Origin of the sequence: Sorangium sp. So ce131 (genome assembly GCF_051519095.1) — a bacterium.
Classification (GTDB): domain Bacteria; phylum Myxococcota_A; class Polyangia; order Polyangiales; family Polyangiaceae; genus Sorangium.
In genome coordinates, this window is sequence record NZ_CP150455.1 from 1,282,927 (window position 1) to 1,304,421 (window position 21,495).

The following is a 21,495-nucleotide window of genomic DNA, read 5'->3' on the forward strand; positions in this document are numbered from 1 at the left end:
GGGCTCGCCCGCGATCCGCTCGGCCGGTCTTGGCGCGAGCACATGCGTTTCCGCGCCGCGGTCACCCGCACAGCAGACGGGCCCAGAACGGCGTTTTCGGCGCGGGAGCGCGCTCCTGTGCGCTGATCACCGAAAACGTCGCGATGGGCCCGTATCCGCAGCGAGCGACCGCAGCTCTAGGTGAGCCGCATCCCCGGCGCCAGCTGTCCTGGCAGCGCCACGCTCGCCGCCTCCAGCCCCGCGACCGGGTAGGCGCAGTAGTCCGCCGCGTAATACGCGCTGGGACGGTGGTTCCCGCTGCTGCCGACGCCCCCGAACGGCGCGGCGCTCGACGCGCCCGTCAGCGGCTTGTTCCAGTTGACGATGCCCGACCGGATCTCGCGCCAGAACTGCTCGTAGAGGTCCTTGCGATCCGAGATCAGCCCCGCGGCGAGCCCGTAGCGCGTGCGGTTGGCCAGCGCGATCGCGTCATCGAAGCTCGCATAACGCTGCACCTGCACGATCGGGCCGAAGTGCTCCTCGTCCGGCAGATCGTCGATCGCCGAGACGTCGATGACGCCGGGCGACAAGAGCGCCGTCCCCTCCTCGAGCCGGCGCATCTCGAGCAGCACCTCGCCGCCGAGCGAGCGCAGGCGCTCCTGCGCCCGGAGCAGCTGATCCGCCGCGGCGAGCGAGATCACCGCGCCCATGAACGGCTGCTCCGCGTCGTCGTACCTGCCCACCTTGAGCTTCGACGCCGCGTCGATCAGCCGACCCAACAGCGCGTCGCCCTCCGGCGTCTCGGGCACGAGCAGGCGCCGGGCGCAGGTGCACCGCTGGCCCGCCGAGATGAAGGCGGACTGGATGATGTGATGAATCGCCGCGTCCGTATTCGCGACGTCCTGGACGATCAGCGGGTTGTTGCCCCCCATCTCCAGGGCCAGGATCTTCTCGGGCTGGCCCGCCAGCTGCCGGTGCAGGGCGTTGCCGGTGGCGGAGCTCCCCGTGAAGAAGAGGCCGTCGATGCCGGGGTGTCCGGCGAGCGCGATGCCGGTGTTCTTTCCGCCCTGGACGAGGTGGAACACCCCCGCGGGCACACCCGCCTCCTGCCAGAGGCGGGCGACCTCCTCGGCGACCTTCGGCGTGAGCTCCGAGGGCTTGTGGACCACGCAGTTGCCGGCGATCAGGGCAGGGACGATGTGGCCGTTCGGCAGGTGGCCCGGGAAGTTGTACGGCCCGAACACCGCGACCACGCCGTGCGGCCGGTGCCGCACCACGGCGGTCGCGTCGCCCGCCTCGGCCCGCTTCTCGCCGGTCCGGTCCCGGTAGGCCATGATCGACACGTCGACCTTGCCGATCATCGTCTGGACCTCGGTGAGCGCCTCCCAGCGCGGCTTGCCGGTCTCGCGGCCGATCACGTCGGCGAGGCGCGCCTTGTGCTCGGTGAGCAGGCCGGCGAACCGCTTCACGACCGCGATCCGCTCCTCGAGGCCGAGATCGCGCCACGCCCTGAACGCCGCGCGCGCCGCCTTCACGGCCCCGTCCACCTGCTCGCCGGACGCGGCGCGCCCCTCGAAGACGACCTCCTGGGTCACGGGGTTCCGGCTCGCGAACGGCTCCCCCGTGCCGGCCACCCAGACGCCGCCGATGAAATGGGTTGACATGGATTCCTCTCCCTCACGGAACTCGGCGCGGGCTCAGCGGCCCGCCCGGCGAGGCGCTCGGCCTGCTCCCGCCTCCGCCTCGCCGGCGCCGTAGCCTACCAGAGCCGAGGCGGGCGCACCGCAGGCCGCCCGCAGCCGCCGCGGCGCATGATGCAGCGCGCAGCGCGCGGCCCTCACGCATGGGCCCGCCCGACCAGCGCGCAGGAGGCCCCGCGCCGCGTTGCGCGACCCCAACAGGGTGTGTGTGCGGTCGGCCGACCCCCAACCCGATGTGTCCGGAGACGCGATTGTTCGTCGCGTGGTAATCCGCGAAGGAAGACCTCAATGCGCCTTGTGCTCGATACGCCGGACAGCCCGTGTGGCGAGCTCGCGACATTCACAGGGATGCACGGTGGCGAACTGGTGTTCTGAGCGTGTGGAGCCTCGAAAACGCTCCGGGCGCAACGGGTCCGGGGGCGCCTGCGCCGGGCGCCGACACCAAGTCTTGACGGTCCCGTGACTGGCGTGCAGACGTGGCCATGTCACTTTCCCCGCCGATGCATCACACGGTGGCAATCTCAGACATCCATCTATGTGAGCTGGAGCCGACCGCCGGCCTCTGGATGCGCTATCGACAGGCGCCGTACTCTCCGGACGGCGAGATCGCCGCGATGCTGGACGCGCTCCGGGGGGAGGTCCGGAGCGGGGCGGGCGGCGCGCGCGGGCCTGACGCGCGCGGGCCCGGCGCGGAGCGCGACGAGCTCACGCTGGTCCTGAACGGCGACATCTTCGATCTGGACGCGCCGCGCGTGATCGAGAACGAGAGCGTCGTCCACGATCTGCCGCGCGACGCCGCCCACGCCGTCCCCGCGATGGAGGCCATCCTGCGCGATCACCCTGTGTTCGTCGCGGCCGTCGGCCGGGTCGTCGCGGACGGGCACACGGTGGTCTTCGTGGCGGGCAATCACGACATCCAGCTCACGCTCCCCGAGGTGCGCGAGGTGGTGGAGCGCCGCGTGGTCGACGCGGCCCTCGACGAGCTCGCCGCGCGGGGCGGCGCCGCTCCGGCGGCCGCGCTCCGCGAGGCGCTGGCGGCGCGGGTGGTGTTCCGCGCCTGGTTCCACCGCACGCGCGACGGCGTCATCGTCGAGCACGGCAATCAATACGACTCCTACTGCTCGTACCGTTACCCGATGGCGCCCTTCGGCAGAAATCCTGGGGAGATCCAGCCGACGATGGGCTCGCTCGTGAGCCGGCTCCTGGTGTCGCGCATGGGCTACTTCAACCCGCACGTCGACTCCTCGTACATGCTCTCCGGCTTCGGCTACCTCGCGCACTGGGCGCGGTATTACCTGTTCTCGGGCCGCTCGCTGGTGCTCGCGTTCGCCGTCGGCGCGCTGCGCACGATGGTCGAGCTCGTGCGCCGGCGCGAGCCCTGGCGCCGCGCCTTGCGGCGAGCGGACCGTCTCGCGGCCGCGTGCGAGACCGGGGCGCCGCTCGACGCGGTGGCGCGGCACGCGCGGCTGTTCGCGCGGCCGGCGGAGGACTGCCTCGGCCGCGTGGCGCGCGAGCTCTGGCTCGACCGTTTCGGGCTGGTGCTGCTCGGGGTGCTCGCGGCGCTCGTGTGCCTCTGGTGGATGCCGGCCGGGCTCGCGCCGGCGGCGCTGCTCGCGCCGACGCTGCTCGTCGCCTACGAGTGTGCGGTCCCGAAGCCCCCGCTCGATGCGGTCTGGCAGGGTGTGAACCGGGCGGCGCGGCGTGTGGCCCGCGCGCACGGCGCGAAGGCGGTGGTCTTCGGGCACACCCACAACCCGGAGGGCAGCTGGGAGGGCGGGGTGTTCTTCGGGAACACCGGGTCGTGGTCGGCGGCGTTCGAGGACATCGCGTGCACGAGGCCGGTCTTCGAGGCGCGGCCGCTCGTCTGGCTGCGCTCCGACGACGGCGCGGCGGCCGACGCGCCGCTCGACGGCGGCCTCGTGATGTGGAAGGACGCGCGCTTCCAGCCCTGGAAAGCGGACGCGAGGCCGCCTGTGCAGAAGGCGGAGACGACGGCGAAGCGGCCGCGGCCGGCCGCCCTGCGCCCGCAGGCGACGGCCGCGATGCGCGGGTAGGCTGCCCGGACCCCTGGGAGGGGGCCACCGCGCGGCGCGGGGAACAGGCTGAACTCGCCTTGGACGTCGTGTCCCCTCCGTGCTGCGCACTCCGGGAACACGACGTATCCGGGCTCAAACAACAGCCTGTTCCCCGCGCCGCGCGGCGCCCCCCTCCCAGGGGTCCTACAGTTCATCAAATAAAATGGAGCTGGTCCCAAGGGAGCTTGCGCTCCCTTTTCCTTCTCAAGTCCAACGGTAAGCGCCGGGGGGTGGGGCCGCGCGGCGGGGGCGGGCGGGCGCGCTGGAGCACCGACCGAGGTGCCATAAGGCTCCAGGTGGCTCGAGGCCCCAGGCGCGCCTTGTGTGGCGCGCGACGAAACGTCTCAGATGGCAAGGCCCGAAGGGAGACATGCCGGGCGGTGTTCTCAGCGCAAGCTCCCATGTCCCCGTCTTGGCGGATGGCCAGCGCCCGCCCGCCCCCGCCGCGCGGCCCCACCCCCCGGCGCGTCCCGCTTGGAACTTCCTCCCCACCTTTGCCTCGAGGGCGCGGCCGGCAGAAGCGCCTTGAGTCGGCGAGAGAGCCACCAGCCGCCGCCCCGCGGAGTCAGGGACGCCGTCGGGCAACCTCGCACGAACTGGGCGTGACGGACGATGCCGTCGGATTCTGGTCTCGCGAGGCGATTGACAACATGGCAGAAAGACAGGCGAATCCCCAGGCGTTGCCCGTGCCGGACCGACGGTGAGACGCGGAGCCGTCCGCCCGGAGGTCACCGGCGGAGCGCGCGGCGCTGCGCTCATCCACAGGGCGGGTCAGCGGTCGCTGACCACGACATCGAGAGGGGAAACCATGGCTGTCCATCAACGAACCCGTCGCCTTCGACTCGTCGTTTCCACGCTGGCGTTCGCCGTGTTTTCCGGGGCGCGCGCCGTCCTCGCCGCAGAGGGCGACGCCGCCGCGAGCGAGCCCGCGCCCGCGCGCTTCGGGGAACGCGGGCAGGTCGCGCTCGACAACCTCGTGGGGCTGACCGTCGGAGGCGGCTACCTCGGACCGAACATGAGCGCCGGCGTCGCCTACGACAACACCTGGGGCGCCACGGGGTACACCGGGGCCATCGGGTTCACGCGCTCGGACATCCGCGGCGGCATGCCGGGCACGGCCTCCACGTACTCGGCGCGATCGAGTACGGCGTGGATCTCGCCGTCGGTCGATGTGTTCGTGGCCGACCGGATCTCGGTCGGCGCCACCGTCGGCTTCTCGTACAGCGCCGGCGAGTACGACGTCGGAGGGGACGACGTGGGGACCGCGCCGGACGGCCACGCGTACGCGATCTCCGCGGTGCCGCGCGTGGGGTACGCGATCGCGCTGAACGAGCCGCTCACGGTGTGGCCCCGCGCGGGGCTCGGATACGCCGGCTTACGCGCCGATTACGCGGGGCACTACGCGATGAACGCGTGGATTGGCGTCGTCGACCTCGGGCTCGTCTACCGACCGACGAAGCACGTGTTCCTGCACGTCGCCCCGGAGCTCGTCCTGAGGTTGGCCAGGCAGAAGGGAGAGAGCGGCGTGTTCCAGGACAATCGCGCGATCAATCTCGGGTTCACCGGCGGACTCGGGATCTTGCTGAACTCGTAGCCGAGCGTGGAGGTATCGAGGACGGCGGCCGAGCGGGGAGCCCCGCGCGCCGTCCCCGGGTGCACATGCGACTACTGCGATGGCACCATCAGCGTAGAAGGCGACTCGGGCCGTTGTAGTCCCCCAGCTCCGGCTCCGCAGGCGGTGGCGTGGAGGAGGCCCCGCGGCGCTCGCGTCCGGGCCGCTCGCCCCCGTTCATCGAGCGGCCGGCCATGCATACACGAGGCTCGTCACGCAGCGGGGACGGAGCCCGCGGAGCGCGCGCGCTCGCAGGCGAGGCGCGCGCCCTGGCCGTGCGATCCGCCCGGCATCACCTGATGATGGCCGGATCCTCGATAGTGAAGCACTCGACCGACGACGCCGCGTACTTGACCACGTTGTACCAGAACTGCGAGATCTGGAAGACCTGCGCCGCTGATCTCTCGTAGCAGGCGCTGTTCGGGTCCGTGTACATCTGCTCGTTGAGGCACTCCGCCGTCCCGAGCCATTGACCTGAATAGGTCACCCACTCGTCGCCGTACGCGACGACGTGGCCTTTGCCGAACTCCTCGTGCACCGCGAAATTGTTCGTGCCGTCGGTGCAGTCGACCGTCGCGGTCGTCGATTTGATCGAGCGCGCGATGTATGCGCCTACGCTCTGGAGCTCCCTGCCGATCGGCGTATCCTGGTTCCAGGTGCCCACGCTGCCGGGGAGGGGGCCGCCGAGCGGCAGCGGGCCGCCCCAGCAGTTGCAGTTCGGGCAGCCTTCCTGCGCAGGATCCAGCGCGCCGTCGGTGTTGAACTGGATGTCCGTGAACGAGAGGAGCTGGTTGGTCGCCGTGACGTCGTGGATGGTGCATCCCTGACCGTTGCACTGATAGCCGCTCAGCGCGATGAGGCCGCCGCCGTTATTGACCCACTCCTTGAGCGCGTTCACCTCGTCGGCCGTGAACTGCCAGGGCGCCCCGTCGTCGTACTGCGCGCCCTTCGTCACCATCCACTGGAGGAGGATCACGTCGTACTTGGCCAGAAACTCCGGCGTGAGCGTGGGCTTCTCCGTGTTGTAGTTGTCGACCTGGGCCGTGCTCTGCGTGTTGAGCCAGTTCTGAAGCGCCGTGGTGCTGTCGCTGCTGCACGGGCCCCAGACGCCTTCGTGGCCGATCGACGCGATGTTGATGCAGGTGCAGTTGCCCTCGTCATCGCAGGTGGTCTGGTGACCGGCGTCAGCCGGCGGCGGCTCGTCCGGACCCGGGCCCAGCCAGGGATCTTCGCCATAATCGTCGCCGCTGCCGCTGCTGCTGCTGCCGGCGCCGCTCGCGCCTTGGCCGTCTTCGCCATTTCCCGTGGTGTTGCCGTTGCCGCCGCCGCCGCCCGACGAACAAGCGATGACGGGCAGCCAGAGGGCCGCGAGCACCGCGCAAGCACGCGTCGCTAAACCAAGTTTTGTCATGGCACAGAGGCTATCACTCCCCGCGTCTGGTTGGCGGTCCAAAATACTAATGAGGAAGCTCTCCGTCCGCAGGCGCTGCAGGCTCCTCGATCCGCAGCCGCGCGAGCCCCCGCAGGACAGCTCCGGCGATGCCGCAGAGCCGGCCGAGCGGCTGCGGGTCGAGGATGACGCGCCTCGTTAAGCGGCATCGAGGTACTTCGCGTCATTGCGTCATGTGGGCGTATCCTCAACGTTTCCCGTGGCGTGTCCTTCGGGTCAGGCCGATACCTGCCGCGCCGGATGGCGCTCCACGCGGCAACGGCGACGGTCTGCTCCACGTCGTCGCGACCACGTCCGGTCGACGTGGATGTCGCAGCCCCCTGGTCGCAACCACGTCCGGTCGATATGGATGTCGCAGCCCCCTTGGTCGCGACCACCCCCGGCCGACGTGGATGTCGCAGCTCCCCTGGTCGCGACCACCCCCGGCCGACCTGGATGTCGCAGCCCCCTGGTCGCGACCACCCCTAGGCCGACGTGGATGTCGCAGCCCCCGGGCGCCGGACCACGTCCGCGGCGCTGGCAGGCGCCGGGGCGATCGTCTGTCCGCGCCGGCTGGGGGCGGCCGCGGGCTCGGGCGGCGCGGTCGCGGCACTCCCGCCGCGGTCGCGGCGAGGACCAGCAGGACCGACGGCGGGGGGCGGCGCACGCGCATCGGACGTCAGGAGGCCCCGAACCCCACACGCCCGGGCCGGTTGGCGGGAGCCGGAGGCGGCGTGACCGATTGCAGCCGAGGAAGGAAGTGTGGTAGTTGTCGCACCATGAAGTTTGGGGGATCCTTTTTTGTCACATTGGGCGCGTGTGCGCTCCTCGCGTGCGCGTGCTCGGAAGCCACGCCGCGGCCCGCCTCGGGCCCGCTGACAGCCCGCCCTGCGCCCGCGGAGCCGGAGCGTCCTCGGGTCCGCACCTATCCGGCGGCCGAGCTGCAACGGGTGGCGCGCATCGCGGCCGCGCGCTGCAAGAAGGCGAACACGCCGTCGGACTCGACGTGCCTCCGCACCAATGCGTCCACCTTCCTGAGATACCCCCCCGAGGACCCCGATTGCCGCTACGTCGCGGGCACCGCGCTCTCCGTCGCCGAGTGCACCGAGTTCGAGGAGGGATGCCTGAGCGTGGACCCCGGAGATCTCGTCCGCCAGCTCGACGCCCTGCAGACCGCCGGCAAGGACTGCCAGCGCGAGCCGACCGATATCGAACAAACCGAGGTGCTGAAGCTCGCCGGCGCGAAGTGACGGCCTGAATCGCCGCCGCGCGTCGATTGACACGTGAGCGCGCCGGTTGGAATTTTGTCTCCTTGCAGGAAAAGAGGGCTCAACGCAAAAGCGCTGAGCCGCAGGGACGCGATCAGGAGCAGAGAGCGCCGCTCCGGAGCTCAGGCCCGCGGGCGCCGGCGCGGAGGCGCCATGCCTGCTGCGTCGCCCCGCGCGCCGGCCGCTCCGCCCCGCGCGTCAGCCTTGTCGCTCCGCGCAGCGGCCGCGCCGCTCCGCTTGCCGGGCGCGGCGCGGCTCCGCTTGCCGGCCGCGCCGCTCCGCTTGGCGGCCGCGCCGACGCGCGCGCCGGCCGCGCCGCTCTGCGCATCCGCCGCGTCGTCCGCCTCGCCCTGCGCGTCGTCCGCCCCGCCCCGCGCGTCGCCGGGAACCCCGCCCCGCGCGTCGCCGGGAACCCCGCCCCGCAGGTCGCCGGGAGCCCCGCCCCGCAGGTCGCTGGCGGCCCCGCCGTCGCGGCGGACCTGGACCTTGCGGCCCTTGAGGCGCGTCGCGCGCAGCGCCTCGATCACGTCGTCCGCCACGCCCTCGGGGACCTCCACCACCGAGAAGCTGTCGGCGATCTGGATCGCGCCGATGTCGCGGGAGCTCAGCGACGCCTCGTTCGCGATGGCGCCGACCAGGTCGGCCGGACGGATGCCGGCGTCGCGCCCCGCGCTGACGTAGAGCCGCGCGACGCCGCCGTCGGCGCCCCCCGGACGCTCGCGGCGCGGCCGGCCCGGCGGCGCGGCCGGGCGCCCGCGCGGTCCCGGAGCGCCGCGCCCCGCAGCGGGGCGCTCCGACGCGGGCGGGGGCGGGCGGAACGAGGGGATCTCCGCCTCCGCCTCCTGCCGGTCGCCCTCGGTCGCGTCGTGCGCGAGCTTCACCGCCGCAGCGGCGATGTCCATCACGTCGAACTCGTCGGACAGCGCCTCGACGACGACCCGGAAGCGCTCGGCGCCGCCCGCGAGCAGCGCCTCCCGCAGCGAGGCGCGCGTCAGCTCGAGGCGCCGGGCGCGCAGATCGGCGACGGTCGGGAGGTTCGCCGCCTCGATGCGCTGGCCCGTGAGCCGCTCGACGTTGCGGATCAGGTAGTGCTCGCGCGGCTCCACCAGCGTGATCGCCGCCCCCTCGCGGCCGGCGCGCCCCGTGCGGCCGATGCGGTGGACGTACACCTCGGCGGCGCAGGGGACGTCGTAGTTGATGACGTGCGAGACGTGCTCGATGTCGAGCCCGCGCGCGGCGACGTCGGTCGCGACGAGCAGGTCGGCCGCGCCGGTGCGGAAGCGCGCCATCACGCGATCCCGCTGCTCCTGCGAGAGGCCGCCGTGCAGCGCCTGGGCCTCGTAGCCGCGGGCGCGCAGCGCCTCCGAGAGCTCGTCCACCTCGTTGCGCGTGCGGCAGAAGATGATCGCCGAGGACGGGTCCTCCATGTCGAGCACCCGCGTCAGGGCGGCGGGCTTGTGCGCCCGCGGGACGATGTACGCCGTCTGGCGGACCCGCGGGAGCTCGCCGGGCGCCGCCTTCTCGGCGGCGATCTTGACCCGCACCGGCTCGCGCAGGTGACGGCCGGCGATCGCGGCGATGCGCGGCGGGAGCGTCGCGGAGAAGAGCACGGTCTGCCGCGCGCTCGGCGTGGCCGAGAGGATCGCCTCCAGCGCCTCGGCGAAGCCCATGTCGAGCATCTCGTCGGCCTCGTCGAGCACGACCGTGCGGATGCCGTCGAGCAGGAGCGTGCCGCGGCCGATGTGATCGAGCGCGCGGCCGGGCGTCGCCACCACCACGTGGACCCCGCGGCGGAGCGCGCGCAGCTGCTGGCCGAACGGCTGACCGCCGTAGACCGACAGCACCTGCACGCCGAGGCGGCGGCCGTAACGGTGCATCGCCTCGGCCACCTGCATGGCGAGCTCGCGCGTCGGCACGAGCACCAGGGCCGCGGGTCGGCTCGGGGGATCGCCGCCGATCTCGAGCCGCTGGAGGAGCGGCAGCGCGAACGCGGCCGTCTTGCCGGTGCCGGTGGCGGCCTGCCCGAGCAGGTCGCGCCCGGCGAGGAGGTGCGGGATGGACTCGCGCTGGATCGGGGTCGGCTCCTCGTAGCCGAGCTCGGCGAGCACGCCGAGCAGAGCAGGTCCGATGCCGAACGAGGCGAAGCTGACAGGCGAAGTGATCGGTTCCACGGGGCTCCCGCTGTCATGGGTGCGCGCGGGCGCGAACGCAACCCGATCGGATCGGCGGGGCGCGCGCGCCCGCGGTTCGCCGGGGGCTGCCTCACGCCCGCATCGTCAGCGAGGCCAGGAGCTCCTGCAGCGACCTCGGGTCGAGCGGCTTGATGAGGTGCATGTCGAAGCCGGCTTCCCGCACGCGACGCCGGTCCTCCTCCTGGCCATAGCCGGTCAGCGCGATCATCAGCGAGGGCGAGGTCCCCGTGCTCCCTCTCAAGGCCCGCGCCACACCGTACCCATCCATGCTGCCCGGGAGACCGATGTCACACACGATGACCTCCGGCCGGAACGAGCGGGCCGCTTCCACACCGGCGTGCCCGGACAGGGCCACCTCCACCCGGTAGCCGTCCATGGCGAGGAGCGCCTGCAGGGTCTCGGCGGCGTCCTGGTTGTCCTCGATGATCAGGATGCGCAGCGACCTCGGGTCGACGCCTCTCGGCGGCGCGGCGCGCTCGGGGGTCGGCTCGGCCCCGCGCGAGAGCGGCAGATGGAGGACGATCTCCGTCCCGCGACCGATGCCCGCGCTCGCGGCCGCCACCGTGCCGCCGTGGAGCTCGACCAGCCCCTTGACGAGCGCCAGCCCCAGACCGAGCCCGCCCCGACTGCGGTCGAGGCTCCGATCGGCCTGGCTGAACGGCTCGAACATGCGCCCCAGCATCGTCGGCTCCACGCCGATGCCGGTGTCACGGATGCGGATGGCCGCGGAGCTCTCCGACGTCACCGAGAGCGCGATCGTCACCCGGCCGCCGGCGTCGGTGAACTTGTTGGCGTTGTGCAGCACGTTGCTGACCGCCTGCGACAGCCGGGTGGGGTCGCCAGAGACCCAGGCCGCCTCGGCCGGCAGCTCCAGCTCGAGCGCAAGGCCGCTCGCCTCCAGCGTGCTGCGGTAATCCTCGGCGGTCTGCCGGAGCAGCTGAGACAGGTCGCAGCGCTCCCTGCGGAGCTGGATCCTCCCGCGCGCCACGCGCGAGACGTCGAGCAGGTCGTCCACCAGCCGGGCCATGTGCCTCACCTGCCGATCGATCACGCCGCACGCCCGCGCGAGCGACGGCTGCTGCCCCGCGACGCGCCGGAGGATCTCGACCGCATTGCGGATGGGCGCGAGCGGATTGCGCAGCTCGTGCGCCAGCATCGCCAGGAACTCGTCCTTGCGCTGGTCCGCCTCCTTCAGCCGCGCCTCCGCGCATTTCTGATCGTGGATGTCCGTGGAGGTGCCATACCACCGCACGATGTCGCCCTCCGGTCCGCGGACGGGCGTGGCGCGGCACAGGTACCAGCGGAACTCGCGGCCGGCGACGCCGCCGAAGCGGTATTCGAGCTCATAGAGCTCGCCGGTCGCGACCGCCCGATACCACTCGGCCAGGCACCTCTCGCGATCGTCCTCGTGCAGGCAGGAGACCCAGCCCTCGCCGAGCGCCTCGCTCGCCTTCGTGCCGATGCGCTCGTACCACTGGCGGTTACAGTAATCGATACGGCCGTCGGGGCCGGCCGTCCAGACGATCTGCGGCATGGCGTCGGCCAGCTCCCGGAACCGCGCCTCGCTGTCGCGGAGCGCGTCGGCGGTCCGCTTCCTCTCGGTGATGTCGTGGGCCGCGCTGATGACGAGCCGCCTGCCCGCCGCGTCCCTCCCCAGCGGCGCGCCGCTGAATACCCAGGTGCGCCGGGCGCCGCTCGCCGTGGTGATGGTGAACTCGTTCTCAACCGGCTTGCCCTCCATCTCGTAGACGGCCGTGATCGCGGCGAGCGCGGCGCCCTTCCGCGGGCCGTAGGCCCTCTCGGTCCACGCTTCGATGGTGGGGATCTGCTCGCGGGTGTACCCGCTGGTGTCCAGCCATGCGCGGTTCACGTTGATGATCTGCCCGTCTTCTGCGTGGATCATCATGGGGAACGGGGCCGCCATCACGGCGCGGCGCAGCCGCTCCTCGCTCTCCTGCAGCAGGAGCTCCGCGTTCTTGCGCTCGGTGATGTCGATGATCGACCCGATGTAGCCGAGGTACTCGCCGCGCGGGCCGAGCCGCGGAGAGGCCGAGTCGAGGCACCAGCGGTACGCGCCGTCGCCGCGGCGCGCGCGGAAGTCCATCCTGTAGGCCTCGCGCCGCTCGCTGGCCCGCAGGAACGCCGCCGCCGTCGCCGGCCGATCCTCCGGGTGCACCGCGTCGAGCCAGCCAAAGCCGAGGGCGGCCGACTCGGGCTGCCCCGAGAAGTCCAGCCAGCCCCGGTTGGTGTAGGTGCAGGACCCGTCGGAGTCCGTGACCCAGATCATGACGGGCGAGTGATCCGCCATGTTGCGGAAGCGCGCCTCGCTCTCGCGCAAGGCCAGCTCGGCGAGCTTGCGGGCGGTGATGTCTGCGATCACGCCCGTCATCCGGAGCGGCCGCCCCTCGCGGTCCCGCTGCACCAGCGCGCGGCTGTGGACCCAGCGCTCGCGCCCGCTGGCGTCGACGATGCGGAACTCGGAGGAGTAATCCGCCTCCCCGCGCAGCGCGCTCTCGACCTGCGCCCAGACACGTTCCCTGTCGTCGGGGTGCACCACCCGGGTGAAGCCGTCCACGGAGCCGCCGAGCTGCGCCTCGCTGACCCCCACGTTCTCGAACGCCTCCCGCGACCAGAAGAGGCGCCCGCTCGGCACGTCCCACTCCCAGATGCCGAGCTGGCCGCCCGCGAGGGCCAGCCTGAGCCGCTCCTCGCCCTTGCGCAGGCCCTCCTCGGCGCGCGAGCGGACGGTGATGTCGCGCCCCGTCTCCAGGACGAGACGCCGGTGCGCGAACCCCTCGACGCCCTCGACGAGCCGCATCCGGCTCTCGAGCAGGATCGCTCGACCGTCGCGGGCCGTGTGCTTGAGCTCGCCCGCCCAGCGGCCTTCGCGCTCGAGGGCGCCCTCGATCTGCGAGAGCGGCACCGGGAACACGGTGGACAGGAGCTCGTGGCTCGATCGCCCGACGGCTTCGCCCGCCGAAAAGCCGTAGAGCAGCTCGGCTCCAGGGCCGAAGTACACGATCCCGCCCGCGCCACCGAGCTCCCAGGCGAAGGCCGCCTCGCTGACCTGATCCAGGAGGGCCGCCTTCAATTGCAGCTCGCCCGCGACCTGCCGCCCCCCGCAGCCGCCGTGCGTCGGAGAGGCCTCGGACAGGCGGGGGGTCGCCGCCCCTCGCTCCGGCCAGATGCAAGGACGCTCCGGCATCACCTTCAGCACGCCTCTCTTCTTTCCAGCCGTCTGATCCGATAAGTGGGCCAGGGGGCGCCGATGAACATCGTGAGTTTTTGTCTGCCTCCCGCGCATGCTGCAAGCGCCGCGGGGCGTGATTGTCAGGGGGACGCCCGGAATGACAGGCAAATTGAGCGGCCTTGGCGAAAAGGAGCTCGGGCAGGCTGAAGCAGAGGGCCAGGCAACCTGAAGTGCCGGCATGAAGACGAACAACGATGTGCTGTCCGACGCCGGCCGCCGCGTGTTCATCGGCATGGAGGCGCGCGATCCACCGCGGCGACCTGCATGTCGCCGCATCAGCTAGTTCCGAGCGTCACGGGTCTGGCCAGGGATCCCGAGAGATTTCAACGCAAAGGCGCAAAGGCGCAAACCTGAATTTTCTCTGTATTTTTGCGTCTTTGCGTCTTTGCGTCTTTGCGCCTTTGCGTTGAAATCTCTCTTCTCTCGCCGTGATCCCTGCCAAGCCTTCTGACAGGCCGAGCTAGATCTCGACCACCCCCGTCAGCCCTTCCCCTTGCCCTTACGCGGCCGCGGGATGCCGTAGGCGTTCAGGCGGGCGACGAAGGTGCGGCGGGGCATGCCGAGCAGCGCCGCGGCCTGGGTCTGGTTGCCGGCGCACCGCTCCAGCGCGTCGACGATCCGGCGCCGCTCGATGGCGTCGAGCTCGCTGCGCAGGCCGCCCGCGCCGCCGGCGGGCGGGGGGGCGCCGGCCGGCGGCGCGGCCTCGGCGGACAGCTCGGAGGGGCGCGGCTCGACGGGGGAGGGAGACGCCGCGGGGAGCGCCTCGACCGGCAGCGCCGCCGCCGCGGCGGCGTCGAGCAGGAGGTGCTCCGGGAGCAGCGTGTCGCCGCCGGAGAGCACGACCGCGCGCTCGATGACGTTGCGCAGCTCGCGGATGTTGCCGGGCCAGCGGTGCGCCTCCAGCGCGGCGAGCGTCTCGGGGGCGAACGCCGGCGCCGGGCGCCCGAGCGCGCTCGCGGTCCGGTCGGCCATGGCGCGCGCGAGCGGCGCGATCTCGGAGACGCGCGCGCGGAGCGGCGGGATCGTCAGCGCGATGCCGTTGAGGCGGAAGAAGAGATCCTCCCGGAAGGCGCCCCGCTTCACCTCGGCGGCGAGGTCGCGGTTCGTGGCCGAGAGGAAGCGGACGTCGATGGGGCGCGGGCTCAGCCCGCCGACGCGCATCACCTTGCGGTCCTCGAGCACACGCAGGAGCTTCACCTGGATGCCGGGCGGCAGCTCGCCCACCTCGTCGAGCAGCACCGTGCCCTTCTCCGCCGTCTCGAGCAGGCCGGGCTTCGCCTGGCCGGCGCTCGTGAAGGCGCCCTTCTCGTGGCCGAAGAGCTCGCTCTCGAGCAGCGACTCGGAGAGCGCCGCGCAGTTGAGCCGCAGGAACGGCCCCTGCGCGCGCGGCGACCGCCGGTGGATGTGCTCGGCCAAGACCTCCTTGCCGGCGCCCGTCTCGCCGAGCAGGAGCACGGTGATCGGCGCACCGGCCACGCGATCGGCCAGCGCGTAGAGCCGCTGCATGGCCGGGTCGCGCACGATCGGCTCGCCCTGACCCTGGCCCGGCGCGGCGCTCGCGCCGCCCTCGCGCGGGAGGACCACGATCAGCGTCGAGCCGAGGTTCACCGCGTCCCCCACCGACAGCTCCATCGTCTTGCCCGGCTCGAGCTGGAGCTCGAGCAGCTTGGTCGTCGGCCCGGCGCTGCGCTCGCGGCGGAGGCGGGTGCCGTTCGCGCTCCCGAGGTCCTCGATCGTGATCCGCGGGCCGAGGTGGAGGATCGCGTGCCGGCGCGAGACGGAGCTGTCGTCGATCTGGACGTCGTTCTCGTTCGACCGGCCGAGCGACACCCGGCCCTCGGCCGGCAACGGGTGCCGGCTCACGCGGCCCCCGGCGAACACCGCGAGCTCGAGGACACTCTGCGCAGGCTTCCGAGGGGACATCGCGCCGGCCACGTCTCTCTCCTTGCTCACCGCGGCTCGTTCTACCTCGCCGCGCCGCCGGCGCGCCATCCACCGGCACGCTCGCCGCGGACGAGCAACGCGCGGGCACCGGCGCCAGGATACCCGAACGCCGCGCGCCAGGGTTGGACGGACAGCGCCGGGAGCGCGCCGGAGCCGGGTACGACGTGGCGGACCTCCTTCCAGGGCGCGCCGGTGAGCGCCGCGGCGCCCGGACGCGCCTCGCGCGCCTCGAGAAAAAATCGACCGACCCCGTGTCGGGTTTTCATGCCGGCCTCCGGATGACGGAGTGAGGCGCGCGGACAGCGGGGTGAAGTCACCCGAGGGACGCTCGCCTGCGATCAACCACCGAAAGAAATCTCTGGGAGCCACCAATGAACCACATCGCCCTCTTCCGCAGCCTCTCGCCCCTCGCCCTCGCCCTCTTCGTCGCCGCCCCCGGCTGCGTGGCCACCACCGACGAGACGCAGGCCGGTCCCCGCGCCGACGACGCGCTGGCGTCGGGCGCCGCGGAGGCCGGGAGCGCCGCCGCCGAGCTGGAGGCCGCCGCGGCCGCTCAGGCCGTCGAAAACGGCGCGGAGCAGCTGACCGCGGGCGCCGAGGACGACCCGATCCCGTCGACGCGCACGCTGAACGACCTCTCCACGGACTTTTTCGTCCCCCCGCACGTCGGCGGCGACGCCGAGTACAACGGCCACGGGCCGAGCGTGGGGCTCCAGGTCGAGCTCAGCGTGTTCAACGACAACGAGCTCTGGGCCGCCGTCACCATGGACGCGCTGGAGACCAGGAGCGACTGGACGCGCGCCACCGGGACCGCCTGGTACCGCCTCCACACCGCGAACGGCACGATCGTGGACGTGTCCAGCCCGACCGCCTTCGTCCACACGTACACGGACACGGACCACGCCCACGACATCTTCTCGTTCGCGCCGGGATCCCTCGTCCAGAAGCTGGATTACGTCGGCGATACGAGGGGCAATGACGCGGGGAGGAAGACGGGGGTCAGGGTCTATTTCAATCCGATCACCATCGTGACGGAGTGACGTCGGGCAGCGCCTACTCGAGGTGCCACGCGACGATCGCGTTGGCCAGGGAGCCGAGCACGCCCGCCGCGTAGATCGGGGCGGCGTGCTCGGGGAAGAACGCGGCGGCCGCCGCGCACGCGGCGCAGAGGGCGGCCGAGAGCCAGCTCGCCCTCGGCAGGCCCGGCGCGGCGGCGGCGTGGACCGCCGCGAACAGGAGCAGGTCGGTCGCGAGCGCGCGCTCCACGGGCTCGTCCGTGACCACGGCGAGCGCCCGGTGCAGGAGCGTCGCGCCGAACAGCACCTTGATCACGTGGGCGATCCGCCGGTTCACCGCGTTCTTCGACAGCGGGCGGCGGAACACCCGGAGCAGCGAGAGCGCCGCGACCGCCGTGACGCAGCCCATGCCGAGCAGGTGCGCGGGGCGGCCCACCGGGACGAGGCGGCCCAGCCCGACCACCGCCATCACGACGCCGACCGCGCCGATCCCGAGGCCGAGCCGGATCCGCTCGCGCCTGGAGACGGCGATGTCGATGTCGGAGCGCCGCGCGAGCTCGTCGGCGAGGGCGTTCAGCAGATCGTCGACGCTCGGCCACCGCTCCTCGGGGCGGGCGCGGAGCCCCCGCGCGAGCGCGGCCCGGACCGGCGCGGGCACCTTCGATCCGGGCGGCGCCGGCCGCAGGAGATCTCGCCGCGCGTGGGCGAGGCGCGCGGCGAGGTCCTCGCCCTCGAAGGGCAGCTCGCCGTAGAGCGCCTCGTGGAGCGTCGCGCAGAAGCTCCACTGGTCGCTCTTCGCCGTCGCCGGCCCCCGCTCGGCCAGCTCGGGTGCCATGTAGGCCGGGGTCCCGAGGAACGCGCCCGCGGCCGTGAGGGGAGCGTGGAGCGCGGCGCCGCCGGGGAGCGCGGCGCCGCCGGGGAGCGCGGCGCCGCCGGGGAGCGCGGCGCTCGGCCCGCCGTCGGAGGGGGGCCGGTCCTCCTCGCGACGGAGGCGCGCGATGCCGAAATCGGCGATGCGCGCCCGGCCGTCCTTGCCGAGGAGGATGTTGTCCGGCTTGACGTCGCGGTGCACGAGCCCCTCGTGATGCGCCGCCGCGAGGCCGCGGCCCGCCTGGATCCCCGCGGCGAGCACGGCCTCCCACGCGCGAGGCCGCTCCCGGGCGAGGTCGCGCAGCGTGCGGCCGTCGACGAACTCCATCGCGACGAACACGCCGCGGCCGTGCTCGCCGATCTCGTAGATCGGAACGACGTTCGGGTGCGAGAGCCTGGCCATCACCTGCGCCTCGCGCACGAGGCGGGCCCGGCCCTCGGGATCGACCCTCCCCGGCGCGATGAGCTTCAGGGCGACGCGGCGGTCGAGCTCCGCGTCGTACGCGGCGTAGACGACGCCCATGCCGCCCTCGCCGGCCCGGGAGAGCACCGTGAACCGCCCGATGCGCGCCCCAGGGCTCAGCGCCTCGTCCGGCGCGGAGAGGGCGACGGCGGTGCCCTCGAGGAACCCGTCCGGCCGCGCGGCGTCGCACCGGAGCAGGCTCCACACCTCCTGGAAGAGCTCCGGGCGGCCCGCGCACCGGTCCTCCAGGAGCGCCCGGCGGCGGCCGGGGCTCTCCGCGATCGCCGCCTCGAAGAGCGCCTCGACCTCGCCCGGATCAAGGGGAGGGCTCATCCACGCCGCGCAGCGCCCGGTAGAGCCACGCCTTCGCGAACCGCCACTCGCGCTCGACCGTGCGCGTGGTCACGCCGAGGAGCTCGGCGATCTCGTCCTCGGTCAGGCCCGCGAAATACCGCAGCATCACGATCTCGGCCTTGCGGGGGTGCTCCCCGCCCATCCTGCGCAGGGCCTCGTCGAGCGCGAGGAGGTCCTCGAAGGGGAGATCGATCGCGATGGGCAGCGCCTCGATGGCCTCCTCGGGGGCGCGCTCCCGATCGCCGCCCCGCTTCAGAGAGGCCTTGTGGCGCGCATGGTCGACGAGCAGGTCGCGCATGGCCTGCGAGGCGGCGCCGAAGAAATGGGCGCGGCTCTGGAAGCGGGCCTCGCCGCCCCGGAACAGCTTCTCATAGGCCTCATGGACAAGCGCGGTGGGGCCGAGGGTCTGGCCGGCGCGGAGGTGGCGGACGCGGGCCAGGGCGATGGTCTTGAGCTCGGCGTAGACCGCGCGCAGGAGGGCGTCCGCGGCGTCTTTCTGGCCCTCCTGCGCGGCGTGGAGGAGGACGGTGATGCTCTCGCCGGCGCTCGGCCGGGGAGCGCGTGGGTCGCTCGCGTTCATGGGTGTTCGGCTCGCCCGGGTCCGAGCATACACCAAGCCGACCGGCCGGCGCCGCCGGAGCGTCGGGGAGGTCACGGGCGGAGGTCCGCGCGTGAGGCGGCGGTGTTCGCGGTATGACGAACCGCTTCGATTCAGCGTCTGAGCGCCGGACATCTCACCCGGGATGCCGGCGCGGCGTGTACGCTGAAGCGTTCCGCAGAAGGTCGTGGCCGCGACGGTCAGGGTGTGGAACAGAGGGCCATTGAGAATGGGTCAAGGTGGCCAGGGCAGTGGAGTGCCGTTGCCGGAGCAGTGGGGCGAGCTGCCCGGCGCCGCCGGGCGGGAGGCCCGGGGGAAGATCGCCCCCTCCGCCGCGGGGGCGCGCCGGGTCGAGGATCCTTCGCTCCGCGGCGCGGAGGCCCGCGCGGCGGGCCGCCCTCGCACCATCGGCGTCGTCGCGCCGTTCCTCGCGGGCGCGTTCTGGGGGCCGGTCGTGAACGGCATCCATGCGTCGGCGCAGCTGCGCGGCGTCCGCACGCTGGTGCTGCGCGGGACGCCCGCCGAGGTCCAGGCGCCCTCCCTCGCCCGGGAGCAGGTGGATGGATGGATCGTCATCATCGAGATGGACGGCCTCGAGGAGCTCGCGCGCGCGGGGGTGCCGTTCATCACGGTCGGCGCCCGCCCCGCCGAGATCGATTGCCCGGCCGTCATCCCGGACAACCACGGCGGCATCCGGAGCGCGGTGCGCCACCTGATCGAGCACGGACACCGGGGCATCGCGTTCATCGGCAACTTCGGCGCGTACGACGTGCGCGAGCGCTTCGCGGCGTACAAGGACGCGCTCGCCGAGGCGGGTATCCCGTTCGATCCCGACCTGGTCATCCCGTGCGACAACAACATGTACAGCGGAGGCCGGGCCGCGGCGCCGGCGCTGCTCGCGCGGCGGGCCGCGTGCACGGCGGCGGTCTTCGGGACCGACAAGAACGCGCTCGGGACGATGGCCGCGCTGAAGGCGGAGGGCGCCCGTATCCCGGAGGATTTCGCGCTCATCGGCTTCGACGACATCGTGGAGGCGGAGAGCTCCGACCCGCCGCTGACCACGGTGCGGCAGCGGTTCGAGATGATGGGGAACGCCGCGTTCGATCTCATCGCGTCGATGATCGCCGGCGAGGCCTTCCCGCCCGGGGGCGTGCACACGGCGAACACGCTGATCCTGCGGAGCTCGTGCGGGTGCAATGTGATCCAGAGCTTCCTCGACAGGGAGGACGCGGCGCCCGAGGAGGACGAAGGCGGCGCGCTGGCCCGGCGGATGGTCGAGCTGCTGCTCATGCCCCGTCCGCTCCCGCCCGGCACCCCGCCGACCGCGGTGTGGCCGGCGGTCGCGCGGGTGATCGAGGCGTATTTCGCGGTGCTCGGGGGCGCGGCGCCGCCTCCGGCCGTCGAGCTCGAGCGCGCCTATCGGCAGGCCGTCGAGATCACGCCCGATCTGGGGACGTTGATGGCGATGGTCCGCCTGCTGGGCCAGGCCTACGAGCGGCGCGGCGCGGCCGTGGACGCCGCGGCCAGGCGGCGGGTCGACGATTTCCTGGAGCTGTCGCGCCTCGCGCTCGCGCGGCTCCGGGTCGAGGTGGAGTCGAAGCACGTCCACCAGCTCGGGCTGCTCGCGAGGACCAATTACGACGTGAGCTTCGCGCTGCTCGGCGGCACCCAGCAGGAGACCCGGTCGCTCTCGTGGCTGCAGCCGACCACCGTGGTCTGGGGCTGCCTCGCGCTCTGGGAGGACCCGACGACGCGCGCGAGCCTCGCCGTCGCCGGCGCCTACAGCCGCGACGGCAGCCCGACCCCGCCGATCGGCAGCCGCTGCCCCATCGAGGCGTTTCCGCCCGCGGGGATGCTGCCGCCCTCGGCCGCGGACGGCACGTTCATGGTGCTGCTCTTGCCCATCCGCTCTTCAGAGCGCGACTGGGGGATCCTGGTGCTCGTCGGCCCACCCGTCGTCGCGATGACCGGCGACGAGGGGACGGTCGCGATCTGGGGGACGCTCCTCGGCGCGGCCCTCGAGCGCGACGCGCTGCTTTCGTCGCTGTCGGCGCAGCACGCCGACCTGCAGAAGGCCTACGAGAACGAGCGCGCGCTCTCGGAGACGGTGCGCGAGCTGGGCTGTCCGATCCTCCCGCTCCTGCCCGGCATCCTGCTCGTGCCGCTGATCGGGCTGTTCGACAGCGGCCGCGCCCAGCAGGTGCTCGAGAAGGTGGCCGACGGGGTGAGCCGGCACGAGGCGCTCCGGGTGCTGATCGACATCACGGGCGTCCCGTTCGTGGACGCGCAGGTCGCTCATTTGCTGGGCGTGACCAGCCGCGCGGCGGCCCTGCTCGGCGCGCGGGTCTACCTGGTCGGGGTGCGGCCCGAGATCGCGAAGAGCCTCGTCGACGTCGATCTCGGCAATCTGACGACGTTCTCCTCGCTGTCGATGGCGCTCCAGAAGCTCGCCCCGGGGGGCGGCCGCGCGGTCCAGGCGAGGCCGGGCGCGCGGTAGGGCGTCGCCGCCTCCCGGTCGTCCTCTTCGCGAGTCCCATCAGGGCGCGTTGCATTCGTGCTGTGCGCGACGACGAGGGCGCGGCGTATGCCTTTCGGAACACGCGGATCCCTGCTGCGCGGCGCCTGCGGCGCGAGGAGCTGGCGGCGTGAGGGGTTCGTGATCGGTCGTTCCGGTGTTGCACGACACGTTATTCGTGTTACCGTACGCACATAACCCTTCCTTCTGGGAAACTGCTTACCGGCGTA

General features: G+C 72.6%; 13 protein-coding genes. 5 read left to right on the forward strand and 8 right to left on the reverse strand.

Annotation, left to right across the window (positions count from 1 at the left end; genetic code table 11):
- Positions 1 to 176 precede the first annotated feature (176 nt).
- Complete coding sequence (gene astD, locus WMF43_RS04675; protein WP_437677726.1) at positions 177 to 1,643, reverse strand: succinylglutamate-semialdehyde dehydrogenase; 1,467 nt, start codon at positions 1,641 to 1,643, stop codon at positions 177 to 179.
- Positions 1,644 to 2,191: 548 nt separating this feature from the next.
- Between astD and WMF43_RS04680 the strand changes: the two genes are divergently transcribed.
- Complete coding sequence (locus WMF43_RS04680) at positions 2,192 to 3,733, forward strand: hypothetical protein (RefSeq protein ID WP_437677727.1); 1,542 nt, start codon at positions 2,192 to 2,194, stop codon at positions 3,731 to 3,733.
- Positions 3,734 to 4,622: 889 nt separating this feature from the next.
- Complete coding sequence (locus tag WMF43_RS04685) at positions 4,623 to 5,348, forward strand: hypothetical protein (RefSeq protein ID WP_437677728.1); 726 nt, start codon at positions 4,623 to 4,625, stop codon at positions 5,346 to 5,348.
- A 310-nt stretch (positions 5,349 to 5,658) separates the two neighbouring features.
- Here WMF43_RS04685 and WMF43_RS04690 read toward each other — a convergent pair whose 3' ends face one another.
- Complete coding sequence (locus tag WMF43_RS04690) at positions 5,659 to 6,741, reverse strand: hypothetical protein (protein WP_437677729.1); 1,083 nt, start codon at positions 6,739 to 6,741, stop codon at positions 5,659 to 5,661.
- Positions 6,742 to 7,745: 1,004 nt separating this feature from the next.
- On the opposite strand from WMF43_RS04690, the gene WMF43_RS04695 reads away from it, so the two are divergent.
- Positions 7,746 to 8,045 (forward strand): hypothetical protein, encoded by a 300-nt coding sequence (locus WMF43_RS04695; protein WP_437677730.1) that lies wholly within the window; start codon positions 7,746 to 7,748, stop codon positions 8,043 to 8,045.
- Between the two features lie 140 nt (positions 8,046 to 8,185).
- On the opposite strand, the gene WMF43_RS04700 is transcribed toward WMF43_RS04695, so the two are convergent.
- The 4 genes from WMF43_RS04700 to WMF43_RS04715 all read right to left on the reverse strand — a co-directional run bounded on the left by WMF43_RS04700 (position 8,186) and on the right by WMF43_RS04715 (position 15,715).
- Positions 8,186 to 10,234, reverse strand: coding sequence for a DEAD/DEAH box helicase (locus WMF43_RS04700; protein ID WP_437677731.1), 2,049 nt, complete (start codon positions 10,232 to 10,234; stop codon positions 8,186 to 8,188).
- A 91-nt stretch (positions 10,235 to 10,325) separates the two neighbouring features.
- Positions 10,326 to 13,472, reverse strand: coding sequence for a hybrid sensor histidine kinase/response regulator (locus WMF43_RS04705; RefSeq protein ID WP_437677732.1), 3,147 nt, complete (start codon positions 13,470 to 13,472; stop codon positions 10,326 to 10,328).
- A 513-nt stretch (positions 13,473 to 13,985) separates the two neighbouring features.
- Entirely contained in the window at positions 13,986 to 15,458 is a 1,473-nt protein-coding gene (locus WMF43_RS04710) for a sigma 54-interacting transcriptional regulator (protein ID WP_437677733.1), read from the reverse strand.
- An 11-nt stretch (positions 15,459 to 15,469) separates the two neighbouring features.
- Entirely contained in the window at positions 15,470 to 15,715 is a 246-nt protein-coding gene (locus WMF43_RS04715; RefSeq protein ID WP_437677734.1) for a hypothetical protein, read from the reverse strand.
- Positions 15,716 to 15,820: 105 nt separating this feature from the next.
- On the opposite strand from WMF43_RS04715, the gene WMF43_RS04720 reads away from it, so the two are divergent.
- Positions 15,821 to 16,489 carry a hypothetical protein gene (locus WMF43_RS04720; protein ID WP_437677735.1) on the forward strand — a complete coding sequence of 223 codons (669 nt, stop codon included), beginning with the start codon at positions 15,821 to 15,823 and terminating at the stop codon, positions 16,487 to 16,489.
- Between the two features lie 13 nt (positions 16,490 to 16,502).
- On the opposite strand, the gene WMF43_RS04725 is transcribed toward WMF43_RS04720, so the two are convergent.
- Both WMF43_RS04725 and WMF43_RS04730 read right to left on the reverse strand, forming a co-directional pair.
- The gene (locus WMF43_RS04725; RefSeq protein ID WP_437677736.1) at positions 16,503 to 18,131 is read right to left on the reverse strand and encodes a serine/threonine-protein kinase; all 1,629 of its coding nucleotides are present in this window, start codon (positions 18,129 to 18,131) and stop codon (positions 16,503 to 16,505) included.
- Complete coding sequence (locus tag WMF43_RS04730; RefSeq protein ID WP_437677737.1) at positions 18,115 to 18,732, reverse strand: ECF-type sigma factor; 618 nt, start codon at positions 18,730 to 18,732, stop codon at positions 18,115 to 18,117. Before WMF43_RS04730 ends, WMF43_RS04725 begins: the two co-directional genes overlap by 17 nt.
- 247 nt (positions 18,733 to 18,979) lie before the next feature.
- Here WMF43_RS04730 and WMF43_RS04735 point away from each other — a divergent pair, with 247 nt between their 5' ends.
- Positions 18,980 to 21,247 carry a substrate-binding domain-containing protein gene (locus tag WMF43_RS04735; protein WP_437677738.1) on the forward strand — a complete coding sequence of 756 codons (2,268 nt, stop codon included), beginning with the start codon at positions 18,980 to 18,982 and terminating at the stop codon, positions 21,245 to 21,247.
- The last annotated feature ends 248 nt before the right edge of the window (positions 21,248 to 21,495 follow it).